Source organism: Streptomyces sp. NBC_00576 (assembly GCF_036345175.1).
Lineage (GTDB): Bacteria > Actinomycetota > Actinomycetes > Streptomycetales > Streptomycetaceae > Streptomyces.
This window is the reverse complement of sequence record NZ_CP107780.1, coordinates 3580541-3597614: the sequence shown is the minus strand read 5'-3', so window position 1 is coordinate 3597614 and position 17074 is coordinate 3580541. Positions and strand designations below refer to the sequence as shown.

Annotated in this window: 13 protein-coding genes; 8 read left to right on the top strand and 5 right to left on the bottom strand. The window is 68.5% G+C overall.

Going from position 1 to position 17074, the window contains the following annotated elements:
- Position 1: 1 nt before the first annotated feature.
- The gene (locus tag OG734_RS15030; RefSeq protein WP_330288000.1) at positions 2-1534 is read right to left on the bottom strand and encodes a hypothetical protein; all 1533 of its coding nucleotides are present in this window, start codon (positions 1532-1534) and stop codon (positions 2-4) included.
- Positions 1535-1704: 170 nt separating this feature from the next.
- On the opposite strand from OG734_RS15030, the gene OG734_RS15025 reads away from it, so the two are divergent.
- Together OG734_RS15025 and OG734_RS15020 are read left to right on the top strand one after the other, a co-directional pair.
- A complete protein-coding gene (locus OG734_RS15025) occupies positions 1705-2019 on the top strand; it encodes a hypothetical protein (RefSeq protein WP_330287999.1) in 315 nt (104 codons plus the stop codon).
- Complete coding sequence (locus OG734_RS15020) at positions 2016-3029, top strand: phosphotransferase family protein (RefSeq protein ID WP_330287998.1); 1014 nt, start codon at positions 2016-2018, stop codon at positions 3027-3029. The genes OG734_RS15025 and OG734_RS15020 overlap by 4 nt, the downstream gene beginning before the upstream one ends.
- On the opposite strand, the gene OG734_RS15015 is transcribed toward OG734_RS15020, so the two are convergent.
- The 4 genes from OG734_RS15015 to OG734_RS15000 are packed head-to-tail and all read right to left on the bottom strand — an operon-like array spanning position 3004 to position 6890.
- Entirely contained in the window at positions 3004-3783 is a 780-nt protein-coding gene (locus OG734_RS15015; RefSeq protein ID WP_330287997.1) for a succinate dehydrogenase/fumarate reductase iron-sulfur subunit, read from the bottom strand. The two genes, OG734_RS15020 and OG734_RS15015, sit on opposite strands and share 26 nt — an antisense overlap.
- The gene (locus OG734_RS15010) at positions 3780-5720 is read right to left on the bottom strand and encodes a fumarate reductase/succinate dehydrogenase flavoprotein subunit (RefSeq protein WP_330287996.1); all 1941 of its coding nucleotides are present in this window, start codon (positions 5718-5720) and stop codon (positions 3780-3782) included. The genes OG734_RS15015 and OG734_RS15010 overlap by 4 nt, the downstream gene beginning before the upstream one ends.
- A gap of 21 nt (positions 5721-5741) precedes the next feature.
- Positions 5742-6578 carry a hypothetical protein gene (locus tag OG734_RS15005; RefSeq protein ID WP_330287995.1) on the bottom strand — a complete coding sequence of 279 codons (837 nt, stop codon included), beginning with the start codon at positions 6576-6578 and terminating at the stop codon, positions 5742-5744.
- Between the two features lie 21 nt (positions 6579-6599).
- Positions 6600-6890, bottom strand: coding sequence for a hypothetical protein (locus OG734_RS15000; protein ID WP_330287994.1), 291 nt, complete (start codon positions 6888-6890; stop codon positions 6600-6602).
- A 286-nt stretch (positions 6891-7176) separates the two neighbouring features.
- On the opposite strand from OG734_RS15000, the gene OG734_RS14995 reads away from it, so the two are divergent.
- The 6 genes from OG734_RS14995 (at position 7177) to OG734_RS14970 (ending at position 17070) form a co-directional block, all read left to right on the top strand.
- Positions 7177-9468 (top strand): ABC transporter family substrate-binding protein, encoded by a 2292-nt coding sequence (locus tag OG734_RS14995; RefSeq protein WP_330287993.1) that lies wholly within the window; start codon positions 7177-7179, stop codon positions 9466-9468.
- A gap of 148 nt (positions 9469-9616) precedes the next feature.
- Positions 9617-11524 (top strand): translational GTPase TypA, encoded by a 1908-nt coding sequence (typA, locus tag OG734_RS14990; RefSeq protein WP_330287992.1) that lies wholly within the window; start codon positions 9617-9619, stop codon positions 11522-11524.
- 428 nt (positions 11525-11952) lie between these two features.
- Positions 11953-12999, top strand: a complete 1047-nt coding sequence (locus OG734_RS14985) for an ABC transporter permease (RefSeq protein WP_330287991.1) — start codon at positions 11953-11955, stop codon at positions 12997-12999.
- 99 nt (positions 13000-13098) lie between these two features.
- Complete coding sequence (locus tag OG734_RS14980) at positions 13099-14904, top strand: ABC transporter substrate-binding protein (RefSeq protein WP_330287990.1); 1806 nt, start codon at positions 13099-13101, stop codon at positions 14902-14904.
- Between the two features lie 111 nt (positions 14905-15015).
- Positions 15016-15993, top strand: coding sequence for an ABC transporter permease (locus OG734_RS14975; RefSeq protein WP_330287989.1), 978 nt, complete (start codon positions 15016-15018; stop codon positions 15991-15993).
- Between the two features lie 15 nt (positions 15994-16008).
- Complete coding sequence (locus tag OG734_RS14970; protein WP_330287988.1) at positions 16009-17070, top strand: ABC transporter ATP-binding protein; 1062 nt, start codon at positions 16009-16011, stop codon at positions 17068-17070.
- Positions 17071-17074: the final 4 nt, after the last annotated feature.

Sequence of the window (17074 nt, the reverse complement as noted above, 5' to 3'; positions counted from 1 at the left end):
CTTACGGTGCGACACCCCGCCGCGCACGCGTGGCGGGCCCGCCGAACGAACCCGGCGTGCCGCCGGTCAGCGCCTCGGCCTCCGCGTCCGGCAGATCGCCGAGCAGGATTCCGCCGAGGACCGCCCCGGCGACCCCGTTCGTGTGCTCGGGCCGGCCGCCGTACGGATTTCCGTGCGCGCGAACGTCCCGCTCTGCCAGCTCGCGGGCCTGCCGGGCGAAGGCGTCGGCCTCCGCCGGGTCCCGGTCCAGCAGCCGCCGCGCCTCGGCCAGCCGCGTCCGGGCCTCGGCGCCCACCGCGCCCCGGTGCGTGCCGACGAAGACGTCCGCGGCGTCGGTGGCCCACCGTGTGACGAGCCGGAGGGCACCGGGCACCGTTCCGAGGGGCGCGGACACGACCGAGACCCGGCGCAGGGCCTCCAGGGGGTCGTACGGCCCGGCGGCGGCCTCTTCCCGTACGGCGGTCAGCGCGGCCTCGGTGCGGCTGACATGCCCCTCCAGCGCACCGACGGGCTCCCTGTCCGCCGTGCCCTCGGCCAGCCGCTCCCGTGTCTCCACGACCGCCGTCTCCGCCTCGTCCAGCGCGTCCGGCACCGCCTGTGCGGCGGCGGCCAGTGCGGACGCAAGGCGGTCGACGCCGTCCACGAACATCTCGGCCTGGGTGATCGCGCCCTCGGCGGCGCGCAGCTGCAGCACAGCCCTTTCCGGGTCGCCCAGGTCGGCGGACTGACGGGCCCGGTTGAGCCCGGTCGTGGCGAACACCAGCCGGTCCTTCGCCTGTTCGACCTGGCCGGAGACGAGGAGCGAGGCGCTGGGCGCGTACCGCTCGCGCAGGTCGGCGAGGGTGGCCTCCGCCGCACCCGTACGGCCGGTCAGCTCGCGAAAACGTACCTCGGCGTGTCGGAGCGCGCCGCTCATGTCCTGTTCCAGGGCACGCAGTTGGTCGAAGCCGGCGGCCTCCGCGTCCAGTCGCCGCCCCGCGTCCACACACCGGGCGACGATCTCGTCGAGGGCGTCCCGGTAGGCGTCCGTCGGGTTGTCGTCGTACGTCTGGCGCAGTTGGAAGGCGGCCGACAGCTCGGTCTCCGCGTACCGCACGGCCTCCGTGAACGGCGCCACCGCCTCGGCTCCGAACAGCCCCTCCACAAAGCCGAGTTCCTCCCGGCTGGTGCGCAGGCAGTCGTCGGCCGCGACCAGTGACTTGCGCGCCTGCCGGTCGAGTTCGGGGGCTGTGGGCTGCGCGACCGGAAACAGGGCGGCGGGAGCCGTACGGGTCCTGACACGGCGTCTGCGGCGGGCGTAGCTGTACGCGGCCACAGCCGTCGCCGCGCCCGCCGCCACCAGGGGCAGGACCAGATCGCCGGTGGAGGTCTCCTCCTCCTGAGCGGCGACGGCCGGGGCCTCGGACACGGCCGGTGCGCTGCCGAGCACCGACACGGGAACCTCGTGGCTCTCGTGACCCTCTTGGTCCGCCGTCATCCCGGGCAGCACCAGCCACATCACGCCGATCAGCCCGCCCAGGGCGGTGTGCGCCACGCGCACGGGTATGTGGGAGGCGGCTCGCCGAGGCCGGCCCCTGGTAAGGGAGGGCGTCACATTTGTGAGCGTATGGGGGTGATCGCGGTCCCGCGACCGGGGTGAGGCAGGGGTGGCCGGAGAGGGGGAATGGGTAGGGTTTCCGGATACACGTTCGAAGGGGGTGGGGGATGCACGGGGACTGGTACTGGTACATGTCGGGAGCGTCGGCGCTGATTGCAGGCGTCCTGGTCGTGTCCGGTGTGGTGGCGGTCAGCACCGGACGGGTGCTGCCGTGGCAGCGACGGCAGATCTTGCGACCCGAGCTGTGGGGCTACTCGTCGATGCTCGTCGGCACGGGCCTGCTCCTGATGACGTGGGAGTCGTCGGACACGTTCGACGGCACCCCTCCCCTCGACGGGGCAGTTTGGTTCACCGGCCTGCTGCTGATGATCGCGGGCGGCTGGTTCCAGGAACTGTCCACGCGCCAGCCCCTCGACGCATGACCGGCACGCCCCGCAGGGAACTCACCGCCGCCGACCTCACGCCCCTCGCCCGCGCCGCCCTCGGCCGGAACCGTTCGCTGACCGGTGTCACCCGGGTGCGTGGCGGCAGCAAGAAGGGCGTCTACCGGCTCGCCCTCGACGACGGCACGACGGCCATCGCGTACGTCTGGTCGCCGGACGAGGACTTCTGGGACGCCGGCCCCGTCGACCACCGCGACCCCCTCGCCCACGCCACCGGCCTCGACCTGTTCACGGCCTCCCACGACCGCCTCACGGCCATCGGCGTCCGCACCCCGCGCCTCCTGTACGCCGACGCCGCGCACACCCACCTCCCGGCGGACGCGGCGGTCGTCGAGGACGTACGGGGACACCCGGGCGGCGGTGATCTGGAGGTGCTCCTGGAGCGCGACCCGAAGACGGGGGCCGAGGTCCTGGACCGGCTCGGGGGCCTGCTCGGCACGCTGCACAGCGCTACCGGACCCCGCCTCGGCAAGGTCGGCGTCGTCGACAAGGGCGGGACGTCCCACGGGAGTTCCTGCGAGCACGTCATCACGGACCGCGCGTTCCACGACCTCGACGACCTCGTCGTACGGCAGCCGCGAGCCGCCGCCCTGCACAGCGAACTGGCCGCGCTGCTACGACACCTGGCGGCCGAGGTCCGCCCCCGGACCGGCCCGCTGTCCCTCATCCACGGCGAACTCGGCCCGGACCACGTCCTGGTGACCCCGGACGGCGAACCGGCGCTCATCGACATCGAAGGCCTGCTGTACTTCGACGCGGAGTGGGAGCACGTGTTCCTGCGGCAGCGGTTCGGGACGCTGTACGACAGGCTGGCCGTCCCAGGCCTCGACCCGAACCGTCTGCGCCTCTACCGGCTCGCGATGCACCTCTCCCTGGCCACCGGCCCACTGCGGCTGCTCGACGTCGGCGCGTTCCCGGACCCCGCCTTCATGCGCGAGATCGCCGAACACAGCCTCGAACAGCTCATGAACTCTCTGAACGCCTCCTGATCTTCGAGCCCAGCCACACCAGCGGGTCGTACTTGCGGTCAACGGCCCTTTCCTTCAGGGGAATCAGCGCGTTGTCAGTGATGTGGATGCCCTCCGGGCACACCTCGCTGCAGCACTTGGTGATGTTGCAGTAGCCGAGGCCGTGCTCGTCCTGGGCGGTGCGCTTGCGGTCGAGGCCGGACTCCGCCGCCGCGTCCAGGGGATGCATGTCGAGTTCCGCGACGCGCATCAGGAAGCGCGGGCCGGCGAACGCGGGCTTGTTCTCCTCGTGGTCGCGGACCACATGGCAGGTGTCCTGGCACAGGAAGCACTCGATGCACTTGCGGAACTCCTGCGACCGGTCCACGTCCTCCTGCATCATCCGGTACTCACCGGGTGCCACCCCGTCCGGGGGCACGAAGGACGGCACCTCGCGGGCCTTGGCGTAGTTGAACCCGACATCGGTGACGAGATCCCGGACCACGGGGAAGGCCCGCAGGGGAGTCACGGTGATCGTCTCCTCGCGGGTGAACACCGACATCCGGGTCATGCACAGCAGCCGGGGACGTCCGTTGATCTCCGCCGAGCACGAACCGCACTTGCCCGCCTTGCAGTTCCAGCGGACGGCGAGGTCGGGGGCCTGGGTCGCCTGGAGCCGGTGGATGATGTCGAGGACCACCTCGCCGTCGTTCACCTCGACCGCGAAGTCCTTGAGCCCGCCGCCCTTCACATCACCGCGCCACACCTTGAACCGGGCCTCGTAGCTGCTGCTCACTCGTAGAGCTCCTCGTCGGTGAGGTACTTGACCAGCTCCTCTTTCTCGAAGAGGGCGAGCAGGTCGGGGCGGACGGGTTCGGTGGTCTCGCGGGTGAGGGCGATCAGGCCGCTCACCGGATCCGTGCCCGCCAACCCACTTGCGGGATCGGAGAGTTGGCACAGCAGGTTCACGTTGCGCCACCCGCGGTCCATCGCCGGATGGTCCTCCCGGGTGTGGCCGCCGCGCGACTCGGTGCGCTCCAGCGCCGCCAGGGCCACGCATTCGCTGACCAGCAGCATGTTCCGCAGGTCGAGGGCGAGATGCCAGCCCGGGTTGAACTGGCGATGCCCCTCGACGCCGGCGCGCTGGGCCCGTACCCGCAGCTCGGCCAGCTTCTCCAGCGCCTGTTCCATCTCGCCCTCGCGGCGGATGATGCCGACCAGGTCGTTCATGGTCTGCTGGAGCTCCTGGTGGAGCGTGTACGGGTTCTCCGGCGGGCGGCTGCTTTCCCCGTCCGGAGCCGGTTCCTCCGCCGAGAAGGGGCGCAGGGCCTCAGCCGCCGCCGTGTCGATCTGGTCGTCGTCCACCGGTGGGCGGGCATCGACCGAGTTCGCGTACTCGGCCGCGTGCAGGCCCGCACGGCGGCCGAACACCAGCAGGTCGGAGAGGGAGTTGCCGCCGAGCCGGTTGGAGCCGTGCATCCCGCCCGCGACCTCACCGGCCGCGAACAGCCCGGGCACCCCGCGGGCGGCGGCGGTGTCGGACTCGACCGCGATACCGCCCATCACGTAGTGGCAGGTGGGCCCGACCTCCATCGCCTCGGCGGTGATGTCGACGTCCGCCAGCTCCTTGAACTGGTGGTACATGGAAGGCAGTCGACGCCGGATCACCTCCGCCGGCATCCGCGTCGAGACGTCCAGGAAGACACCGCCGTGCGGGGAGCCGCGACCCGCCTTGACCTCGGAGTTGATGGCGCGGGCCACCTCGTCCCGGGGGAGCAGTTCGGGGGGCCGGCGGTTGTGGTCGGGGTCCTCGTACCAGCGGTCGCCCTCGGCCTCCGACTGGGCGTACTTCTCCTTGAAGACGTCCGGGATGTAGTCGAACATGAACCGCTTGCCGTCGGAGTTGCGCAGCACGCCACCGTCGCCGCGCACGGACTCGGTGACGAGGATGCCCTTGACGGACGGCGGCCAGACCATGCCCGTCGGATGGAACTGCACGAACTCCATGTTGAGCAGCGGCGCCCCGGCGAGCAGCGCGAGCGCGTGGCCGTCGCCGGTGTACTCCCACGAGTTCGACGTCACCTTGAAGGACTTGCCGATACCGCCGGTCGCGATGACGACGGAAGGGGCCTCGAGAACGAAGAAACGGCCGGTCTCGCGCTCGTAGGCGAAGACACCGGAGACTCGGTCGCCGTTTTTCATGACGCGGGTGACCGTGCACTCCTGGAAGATCTTCAGCCGGGACTCGTAGTCGCCGGTCTCCTTCTTGTCCTGCTGCTGGAGGGAGACGATCTTCTGCTGCAGCGTGCGGATGAGTTCGAGGCCGGTGCGGTCGCCGACGTGGGCGAGACGCGGGTACTCGTGGCCGCCGAAGTTGCGCTGGGAGATCCGGCCGTCCTTCGTACGGTCGAAGAGGGCGCCCCAGGTCTCCAACTCCCAGACCCGGTCCGGCGCTTCCTGCGCGTGCAGCTCCGCCATCCGCCACTGGTTGAGGAACTTGCCGCCGCGCATGGTGTCGCGGAAGTGGACCTGCCAGTTGTCGTGAGCGTTCACGTTGGCCATGGCGGCGGCGATCCCGCCCTCGGCCATCACCGTGTGCGCCTTGCCGAAGAGGGACTTGCAGATCACCGCCGTACGGGCGCCACGCTCGCGTGCCTCGATCGCGGCGCGCAGCCCGGCGCCGCCGGCGCCCACTACGACAACGTCCCATTCCTGGCGGTCGACCACGGACATCAGAAGCTGTTCCCTTTTCTTCTAGAAGATGGTCGGATCGTCGAAAGCGCCAGAGGCGACCAGGTACACGTAGAAGTCGGCGAGCGCCACGCTCACCAACGACGCCCAGGCGAGCAGCATGTGACGGGCGTTCAGTTTGCCGACCCACTGCCAGGCGCGGTACCGCACGGGGTGCTTGGAGAAGTGCTTGAGCTTGCCGCCGACGATGTGCCGGCAGGAGTGGCAGGAGAGCGTGTACGCCCAGATCAGCGTGATGTTGAGCAGGAAGACGAGGGTGCCGAGGCCCATGTGGCCCCAGTTGTAGTGCTCGTCGCGGAAGGCCAGGACCGTGTCGTAGGTGAGGATCCCGGCGACCACGAGGGCCGCGTAGAAGAAGTACCGGTGCATGTTCTGGAAGACCAGCGGGAAGCGGGTCTCGCCGGTGTACTTCTTGTGCGGCTCGGCCACCGCGCAGGCGGGCGGGGACGCCCAGAAGCCGCGGTAGTAGGCCTTGCGGTAGTAATAGCAGGTCAGACGGAAGCCCAGCGGGAAGATCAGGATGATGATCGCGGGCGAGATGCCCCACCAGCCGCCGAACAGATCGGCGTTGGGGCCGTGCCGCATGGGCGCGCAGTTGTCCGCCAGACAGGGCGAGTAGAACGGCGAGACGTACGGGGCCGCGTAGTAGTCGGCGTTCGCGAACGCCCGCCAGGTCGAGTACACGATGAACGCCAGCAGACCGGCGGCCGTGGCGGCGGGCGCCAGCCACCAGCGGTCGGTCCGCAGATGCGGGGCGTCGATGGCGGCGCGCGTACGGGTCCGTACGCCGCCGCTCTGCGGATGGGGGTCCGTATCCGGTGGTTCGGTGCCAGTGGCCAAGGGAGAGCTCCGGTCGGATTCTCAGGGGGCGTGCCGGTCACGGGCGCCGAGTCCTTCGTCGTCCGAGTCCGTCCACAGCGTGTTGTCGTACGGAGTGTCGGAGATGGACACGAGGTCGGGGCGCCGGGGTTCCGCGAGCCCTGGGGCGGCCTCACGGAGGAGCGCGAGGCTTTCCCGCAGGTGGTTGGCGTCACTGCGCAGGCGGCGCAGTTCCAGGCCGCCCTTGCCGATCTGCTGCTCCAAACGGCCCATCGAACGGAACAGGTCGTCGAGGCAGCGCTGGATGGATGTCAGTTCGTCGTTCACGGACATGACGTGACCTCACTTCGTAGGCCGGGGCCTTGGACGGCAACGTTCATGCGCCTGCGAGTGTTGCGCGTCACACCTGTCGGTGGGAAGGGATGTGCACCGATTGGCCGAGGCGCATCGGTGCATCCCGAGGGGTGCACTGCGCCGCACGGGTGGGCTTCCCGGCTGTCGCCGCCGTGTCGCCGTCGGTTGCCGAACCCTTTCCTCTTCAGTGGCGGCATCCATGTGATCAGCTCCATATACCGCCAAAAGTGATCATAACGCCCGCGGCTCCCGGAGGTAAGCAGAGATGTCCCACCATGGCGTCGGACTGCGCGCGGTAACGCGCTCGGTCGTCTTCCTCACCGCCGGCGTACTCGCCGTGCCCCTGCTCACCGCGTGCGGCGGTGACGAGGACGAAGAGAGCAAGCCGCTCGCCGGGCAGGACATCGCCCCCGCCGACCGCGCCCTGCTAGCCGACGGCGGCACTCTGCGCTGGGCCGTGGACTCCGTGCCGGAGACGCTCAACACCTTCCAGGCGGACGCCGACGCGACGACCACCCGCGTCGCGCAGGCCGTGCTGCCGTCGATGTACCGGCTCGACGCGAACGGGCGGGCCAAGCGCAACGAGGACTTCCTGGAGTCCGCCAAGGTCGTCGACACCGAGCCCAAGCAGGTCGTCCTCTACAAGCTGCACCAGCAGGCCGTCTGGAGCGACGGCCGGGAGATCGGCGCCGCCGACTTCGCCGCCCAGTGGCGTGCCCTGTCCGGCAAGGACTCCGCGTACTGGACCGCCCGCAACGCCGGGTACGACCGGATCGAGAAGGTGCAGCGCGGCGCGAACGACCTTGAGGTCAAGGTCACCTTCAGCCGGCCCTACGCCGACTGGAAGTCGCTGTTCTCGCCCTTGTACCCCAAGGAGGTCATGGGCACCCCGGACTCCTTCAACGACGGGGCGCGGCGCAAGCTCAAGGTCACCGCGGGGGCGTTCAACTTCAAGAAGGTCGCCAAGGCGGACGGCGACGTCGTCCTGGTACGCAACCCGCGCTGGTGGGGACGTGCCCCCCGCCTCGACAAGATCGTGCTGCGCGCCGTACCGCGCGACCAGCGCACCGAGGCGCTCGCCGCCGGCAAGGTGGACGTCGCCGAGGTCGACCCCGACGAGGCCGCGCGCATCGTTCTTGCCGCGCGCGGCAAGTCCACCCCGCAGCAGGGCCCCGCCGCCGCCCTCACCCCGGCCCGTGCCCTGCGTTCCTGGGCCCGCGCCCACGGTTCCGACAAAGCCGCCGCCAAGGAGGAGATCGGCGCCCAGCGAAAGCAGCGCGCCGCGGTCGCCGAGTACGCCGGGCAGCAGCAGTCGCTCAGCGCGTTCGAGGTGCGCAAGTCCCTCGAACCGGCCTACACCCAGCTCGCCCTCAACGGCGCCGACGGCCCCCTCGCCGACGAGCGCGTCCGCCGGGCCGTCGCCCGTGCGCTGGACCGCAAGGAGATCGCCGGTCTCGTACTCAAGCCGCTGGGGCTGCCCGCCGTACCCGTCGGCAGTCATCTCGCGCTCTCCGGACAGGCCGCCTACGCCGACAACAGCGGTGCGCTCGGCGGTCAGGACACCGACGAGGCCGAGGAGCTGCTCGCCGACGCGGGATGGGTGCGCGGCGGCCCGCTCAGGAAGCCCAAGCAGAAGGACGGCGAGAAGGTCGCCGGGGGAGAGGGGAAGAAAGCCAGCGCCAAGCCCGCCACGCCCAAGGCCTCCCCGAAGGCCAGTAAGCCCAGTAAGGCCAGCCAGGCGAGTGGCGCCGACGACGGGACCTACGTCGTCGGCGACGACGACAAGCCGTACGGCGAGCCCGTCCGTGAGGATCACCAGGACCCCCGGGATCTTCAGGGCGGTCAGGGCGGTCAGGGCAGTCATGGGGAGAAGAATCTCGCCCATGACGGCACGCAGTCCGTCCGCGAGCATCCGGACCAGGGCAGTGCGCCCGGTGCCTACGCGCCCAAGGGCACCCCTGTTCCCGCCGGGGCCGCCGCCGGGGCGCTCGCCAAGGACGGCAAGCCGCTGACCTTGCGGTTCGTGCTCCCATCGGGGCCGGGCTCGGCCACGCTGCGAGCCGTGGGCGGGCGGATCGCGCGGATGCTGGACCGGGTCGGTATCCGTACCACCATCACGAAGGTGTCCGACGCCAGTTATTTCAAGGATCACATCGCCAGCGGACAGTACGACCTGGCCCTGTACTCGTGGCCCGCGTCCGCCTTTCCCGCCACCGACGCCCGGCCCATCTACGCCAAGCCGGTGCCCGCCGCCGACGGGTCGCTCAACGTCGAGCAGAACTACACCCGCGTCGGCACCGACCAGGTGGACCAGCTCTTCGACCAGGCCATCGCCACTCTCGACGAGGGCAGGTCGGCCTCGCTGGTGCGCAAGGCCGACGCCCGGATCTGGGCGGCCGGCGGGTCCATTCCCCTCTTCCAGCGGCCCCAGCTCACGGCCGTGAAGAAGAACGTCGCCAACGTGGGCGCCTTCGGATTCCAGACCCCCCACTACGAGGACATGGGGTTCCTGAAGAAGGGCGCGACACCGGGCAGCAGGCCCTCGCCCCGACCGTGACGGTCGCCTCACCCGTACGGCCCGGCGAGCCCCTACCGCGCCGGGCCCGTACGATGGGGTAAGGCCGTGGCATGTTCAGCCCGGCAGGGCCCGCGTGACGCAGACGCATACGCAGGCCGTCCTCACCACTCCGGGAGTACGCCGCACTATGGCCACGCGCCACGACATCCGCAACGTCGCCATCGTCGCCCACGTCGACCACGGGAAGACGACACTGGTCGACGCCATGCTGAAGCAGGCCGGTGCCTTCGCCGCGCACGCCGCCGAGTCGCTCGACGACCGCATGATGGACTCGAACGACCTGGAACGTGAGAAGGGCATCACGATCCTCGCCAAGAACACGGCGGTGAAGTACCACCCGAAGGACGGGGGGGACGTCATCACCATCAACATCATCGACACCCCGGGCCACGCCGACTTCGGCGGCGAGGTCGAGCGCGGTCTGTCGATGGTGGACGCCGTGGTCCTGCTGGTCGACGCCTCCGAGGGGCCGTTGCCGCAGACCCGGTTCGTGCTGCGCAAGGCGCTCCAGCAGCGTCTGCCGGTCATCCTCTGTATCAACAAGACCGACCGCCCGGACTCCCGGATCGACGAGGTCGTCAACGAGACGTACGACCTCTTCCTGGACCTGGACGCGGACGAGGAGCAGATCGAGTTCCCCATCGTCTACGCGTGTGCGCGTGACGGTGTCGCCTCGCTGACCAAGCCGGAGGACGGCACCGTCCCGGCCGACAGCAACAGCCTGGAGCCGTTCTTCTCCACGATCCTGTCGCACGTCCCGGCCCCGTCGTACGACGAGGAGGCCCCGCTCCAGGCGCACGTCACCAACCTGGACGCCGACAACTTCCTCGGCCGTATCGCGCTGCTCCGCGTCGAGCAGGGCGAGCTGCGCAAGGGCCAGACCGTCACGTGGATCAAGCGTGACGGCACGATGTCCAACGTCCGCATCACCGAGCTGATGATGACCGAGGCGCTCACCCGCAGGCCCGCCGAGATGGCCGGCCCGGGTGACATCTGTGCCGTCGCCGGTATCCCGGACATCATGATCGGCGAGACCCTCGCCGACCCCGAGAACCCGATCGCGCTGCCGCTCATCACGGTCGACGAGCCGGCGATCTCCATGACCATCGGTACGAACACCTCGCCGATGGTCGGCCGCGGTGGCACCGGCAAGGGTGCCGAGAACAAGGCCGTGGTCAAGGACCGCAAGGTCACCGCCCGTCAGGTCAAGGACCGTCTCGACCGCGAGCTGATCGGTAACGTCAGCCTCCGCGTCCTCGACACCGAGCGTCCCGACGCCTGGGAGGTCCAGGGCCGTGGTGAGCTGGCGCTCGCCATCCTGGTCGAGCAGATGCGCCGCGAGGGCTTCGAGCTGACCATCGGCAAGCCCCAGGTGGTCGTCCAGGAGATCGACGGCAAGGTCCACGAGCCCGTCGAGCGCATGACGATCGACGTGCCCGAGGAGCACATGGGCGCGGTCACACAGCTCATGGGCGTCCGCAAGGGCCGGATGGACAACATGTCCAACCACGGTTCGGGATGGGTGCGTCTGGAGTTCGTCGTACCGTCGCGCGGCCTCATCGGCTTCCGTACGGAGTTCCTGACCGGTACCCGTGGCACGGGCATCGCGCACTCCATCCACGAGGGCCACGAACCCTGGTTCGGTGTGCTGACGACCCGTAACAACGGCTCGCTGGTCGCCGACCGCGCGGGTGCCGTCACCGCGTTCGCGATGACGAACCTCCAGGAGCGCGGTGTGCTGTTCACCGACCCCGGCACCGAGGTGTACGAGGGCATGATCGTCGGCGAGAACTCGCGCTCCGACGACATGGACGTGAACATCACCAAGGAGAAGAAGCTCACCAACATGCGGTCGGCCTCGGCCGACACGTTCGAGGCGATCGTCCCGCCGCGCAAGCTCTCCCTGGAGCAGTCCCTGGAGTTCTGCCGCGACGACGAGTGTGTCGAGGTCACCCCGGAGGCGGTTCGCATCCGCAAGGTGAGGCTGGACGCCCGCGAGCGCGCCCGCTCCGCGAGCCGCGCCAAGCACGGCTGACCAGGTACTGATCAGGTGCTGAAACGACGTTGATCTGACGTCACGAGGACCCGGCCCCCCAGTGGGGCGCCGGGCCTTCGGCGTGTCCGCGATGACACGCCGGAAGCAGGTTCTCCCGCCCTGACAGCATCTCTGTCCGCGCGCTGTGCGAGGCTGTTCGGATACCGGTGAACCAACGATCAAGTTTCGGACATGTAAACAGAAAACGATCCCTTTATGTCCGTTTGGTGGATTTACTGTTCGACGTGTCAAGCGCGCGTAGGTGTCAATCTTTGCAATTTTTGCTCAAAATATCGACGGTAGGGAGATCCCTATGCCTTCCGGCCTTGACGCGCGTTGACTTACTTGGCGAAAGTTCCCCCAAACCACAGAACCCGCCGGTATCTGTGCTGCGCTCAACTCTCCAACCCCCCGGGGGAAGAACACACATGACCAGTCCAGCCAAGGCTGAAGGCTCCGGGCCCTCGATCGCCTTGGACCCCGAGCTCGATACGATCCCCGGGCCGTCCAAGGACGTGAAGAACCTTGAGGGCCGTTCCCCCGGGCAGCTGATGTGGCAGCGCTTCAAGCGTGACCGTACCGGTGTGATCTGCGCCGTGGTAGTGATTTTGTACTTCGTGGTCTCACTGCTCGCGCCGCTGCTGGTCAAGCTGAGCGGGACCAACCCGTACACGCTGTACGGGCAGGACCCGACCTATGCGGACAAGCCCATCCTGGACCAGTTCGGGCTGCCGCTCGGCTACTTCGGCGGGGTCTCGGGGGACCACTGGTTCGGTGTGGAGCCGCAGTACGGACGTGACCTGTTCGCCATGCTGGTGTACGGCATGCGCACCTCGCTGTACATGGCGGTGGGCGTGACCGTGCTGCTGATGGTCACGGGCGTGATCATCGGTCTGATCGGCGGCTACTTCGGTGGCCGTACCGACTACTGGATCGGCCGGGTCACCGACTTCTTCCTGTCCTTCCCCCAGCAGCTGTTCTTCATCGCCTTCATGCCTGTGGTGACCGCGTTCTTCGTGGACCCGCGGGAGGAGACCCCCACGTACTTCCGCGCGTTGGCGATGTTGATCGTCCTGTGGCTGCTGGGCTGGATGAGCATGGCCCGACTGGTCCGCTCGACGGTGCTGTCCCTGCGGGAGCGGGAGTTCGTCGAGGCGGCCAAGGTGTCCGGCGCCTCGCCGTGGCGGATCGTCCGCAAGGAGATCCTGCCGAACGTGGTGACGCCGATCCTGGTGCAGTTCACGTTCCAGCTGCCCAGCACCATCCTCACCATCGCCTTCCTCTCCTTCGCCGGTGTCGGCTTCGTCGAGCCGACCCCGGACTGGGGACGACTGTTCGCCGCAGCTGCCAACTACACCGAGCAGGACGCGGCGTTCCTCTTCTTCCCCGGACTGGCGCTGGTGATCTTCGTCCTGGCCTTCAACCTCCTCGGAGACTCGGTCCGGGACGCTTTCGACCCCAAGTCCGGGCGCTAGACCGTCCATTGGTGGGGGGTGACTGCCGCCCCCGCGTCGGCCTACCAGCCGCGTCAGGCAGTACTCATGGATAACAAACGACAGGTAGGTATTCGCCACATGAAGTCCAACAGTTCGCGCAGAGCGCGCGCCGCAATCGTCGCCCTCGCAGCCGGTTCCCTCGCTCTCACGGCCTGCTCCAAGAACGAGGGCGGCAGCTCCGATACCGACTCGAAGAAGGACCAGCAGGAAGCGTCGGTGCAGTCGAAGCCGGTCGTCTACGCGGACGCCGCGGGCTCGACCGGTCCTGCCGAGGTGGTCGCGGGCGCCAAGACCGGTGGCACGATCAACGTGTACCAGGAGGCGGGCCTCTCCCACCTGGACCCGAGCCAGATCTACGTCTCCGACGCCGGTCAGGTCGCGAACCTGCTCTTCCGTCGCCTGACGCAGTTCAAGGAAGACGCCAAGGGCAACGTCACGGTCGTGGGTGACCTCGCCAGCGACTCGGGCAAGTCCTCGGACGGCGGCAAGACCTGGACCTTCACGCTGAAGGACGGCGTCAAGGACCAGAACGGCAAGGCCATCACCTCCGCCGACGTCCGTCACACCGTCGAGCGGCAGTTCGCGAAGTTCATCTTCGACGGCCCGCCCTACCTCCAGACCTGGCTCGCCGGCGAGAAGTACGCGTCCGACTACCGCAAGCTCCTGCCGGGCGGCGGCTTCGACGGCAAGCACCTGCCGGCCTCGGTCCTGGACACCCCGGACGCCAAGACCGTCGTCTTCCACTTCGACCAGGCGCGCCCGGACCTGCCGCAGACGCTGGCCATGGCCGGCTACGCCGTCGTCCCGGAGAAGACGGACACGAAGGAGAAGTACGACAAGGCCCCGGTCGCCACCGGCCCGTACAAGATCGCCTCGTACAAGGTCGGCAAGGAACTCGTGCTCGTGAAGAACACGAACTGGGACGCCAATTCCGACTCCGTGCGCCACCAGTACGCCGACGGTTTCGACTTCCAGTTCGGTGTCACCGAGGCGACCCAGACCAAGCGCCTGATCGCCGACCAGGGCGAGGACAAGAACGCCATACAGCTCACCGGCAGCGTCGAGGCCACGCAGATCCAGGACGTCATCGGCAACGCGTCCGTCAACAAGCGGGCGGTCAAGGGCTACCAGCCCTACGTCATGCAGCTGACGTTCAACCTCGACCGGGTCAAGGACATCAAGGTCCGTCAGGCCATCACCTACGCGGTCAACTCCAAGTCGCTCATCGCCGGTGAGGGCGGCGCCTACGGCGGCGACGTGGCCCCGAACTACTTCGCCCCGACCCTGCCGGGCTACGAGGCCTCGTACGACCCGTACGACCGTCTGAAGGCTCCGCAGGGCAACATCGCGAAGGCCAAGGAGATCCTCAAGGACGTCCCGGCGGCCGAGAAGAAGGTCGTCTTCGCCTACTCCAGCACCGAGGCCGGCCAGAAGCGCAAGGTCGCCATCGAGGACGCCCTGACCAAGGTCGGCTTCGACGTCGTGGCCAAGGAAGTCGACTCCGCGAGCTACTACGAGCAGATCGGCAAGCTCGACAACCCGTACGACATCTACATCTCGGGCTGGGGCCAGGACTGGCCGTCGCCGGGCACGGTCATCACGCCCGTCTACGACGGCACCCAGGTCGCCGACGGTTCCCCGAACTACTCCCACGTCAAGGACCCCAAGGTCGACGCGCTGATCAAGAAGGCCCTCTCCGAGGACCCGGTCGCGGCCGCCAAGACGTGGAAGGAAGCCCAGCACTACCTGCTGGAGAAGGTCATCCCGGCCGCTCCGCTGTGGTACACGAAGCAGTTCCAGCTCTCCGGTTCGAACATCGGCGGCGCCCGCTACGGCTCGGTGTCGAGCCTCATCGACATCACGCGCCTGTACGTGAAGTCGTAACTCTCTACGGCTGATCGCGGGGGTGCGCACCAGGCGGAGCGCATCCCCGCGGTTCCGTGAACCCTTCCCCACATCGTCTCCACCGTCTCCGCAGAGAGCAGCCCTCCCGCCATGTTTCAGTTCATCCTCCGGCGCACGGTCGGTGCCGTCGTCACCCTGTTCCTGATCGGTGCGGCCACCTTCTTCCTGTTCGTCGCCGCGCCCTCCGACTACGCCTCACTGGCCTGTGGCAAGGACTGCTCGCCCGCGAGACTCGAAGACATCCGTACGGCGCTCGGGCTCAACCTGCCCATCGCGCAACAGTTCTGGGACTTCATGTCCGGCATCGTGATGGGCCGTGACTTCCCGACCGGGCACTGCAGCGCACCCTGCCTGGGACAGTCGTTCTACTCGGGCGACATGGTCTGGCCGACCATCATGGACCGCTTCCCGACGACCCTCACGCTCACCGCGGGCGGTGCGATCGTCTTCGTCATCGTCGGTGTCGGCGCGGGTATGATCGCCGCGTACCGAAGCGGATCGATGGTCGACAAGATCGCCACCGGCGTGTCCATGGTGCTCAGTTCGTTCCAGATCTACGTGCTCGGCCCGATCGTTCTGCTGATCTTCGTCTACAGCACGGGCTGGATGGACAACCCTCAATACCACCCGGTCACCGAGAACCCCTGGACCTGGTTCACCGGCATGCTGCTGCCGGTGCTGGTGATGGCCACCATCTTCACCGCGCAGTACACGCGTATGGCACGCTCCTCGATGATCGAGCAGCTCGCGGAGGAGCACGTCCGCACTGCCCGCGCCAAGGGGATGTCCCAGAAGTACGTGTTCTTCCGGTACGCCTGGCGCGGCTCGATGATCCCGATCGTCACCGTCCTCGGCATCGACATCAGCGGCATGCTCGGCGGCGCCGTGGTCACCGAGCTGACCTTCTCGCTCCAGGGGATCGGCCGTCTCGCCGTGGAGGGCGCGCGGACCAAGGACCTGCCGCTCACCATGGGCGTCATGATGTTCGGTGCCTTCTTCATCCTGATCGTCAACATCCTCACCGACATCGCGTACGCCTACATCGACCCGCGCGTCCGGCTCTCCTAGGAAGAACGAACCACCGTGACCACACTGACCAAGACCGAGGACGCCCCGGCCCCGACCGGTCCGGAGAGCTTCCTCTCGGTGCGTGATCTGAAGGTGCAGTTCTCCACCGAGGACGGCATCGTCAAGGCGGTCGACGGCCTCTCCTTCGACGTCGAGCGCGGCAAGACCCTGGGCATCGTCGGCGAGTCCGGCTCCGGAAAGTCCGTCACCAACCTGACGATCCTGGGCCTGCACAACGCGCGCTCCACCACTGTCGACGGCGAGATCGTGCTCGACGGCAAGGAACTCGTCACCGCCACGGAGCGGGAGCTGGAGCAGCTCCGCGGCAACAAGATGGCGATGATCTTCCAGGACCCGCTGACCGCCCTCTCGCCCTTCTACACGGTGGGCCGGCAGCTGGCCGAGCCGTTCATGAAGCACCGGGGCGCCTCCAAGAAGGAGGCCAAGGACCGCGCCGTCGAGATGCTGGAGAAGGTCGGCATCCCGCAGCCGAGGATGCGCTACGACGACTACCCGCACCAGTTCTCCGGCGGTATGCGCCAGCGCGCGATGATCGCCATGGCGCTGATGTGCGACCCCGACCTGCTGATCGCCGACGAGCCCACCACCGCGCTGGATGTGACGGTGCAGGCCCAGATCCTGGACCTGCTCAAGGACCTCCAGCAGGAGTTCGGCTCCGCGATCATCTTCATCACGCACGACCTCGGCGTCATCTCGAACATGGCCGACGACCTGCTGGTGATGTACGCGGGGCGGGCCGTGGAGCGCGGCTCCGTCCGCGAGGTCCTGGGTGCGCCCAAGCACCCCTACACATGGGGCCTCCTGAGCTCCATGCCGCGCCTGGACGGCGACATCAACGAGGCGCTGGAGCCGATCCCCGGCTCGCCGCCGTCGCTGCTCAACCCGCCCTCCGGCTGCCCGTTCCACCCGCGGTGCGCCTTCAAGGACGAGGTGTCGGGCACACTGTGCACCGATGCCCGTCCGTCGCTGGGCGAGGGGCGCGCCTCCGCGTGCCACCTGACGGCCGAGCAGAAGCAGACCATCTTCATCGACAAGATCCAGCCCCGGCTGCGCTAGGGAG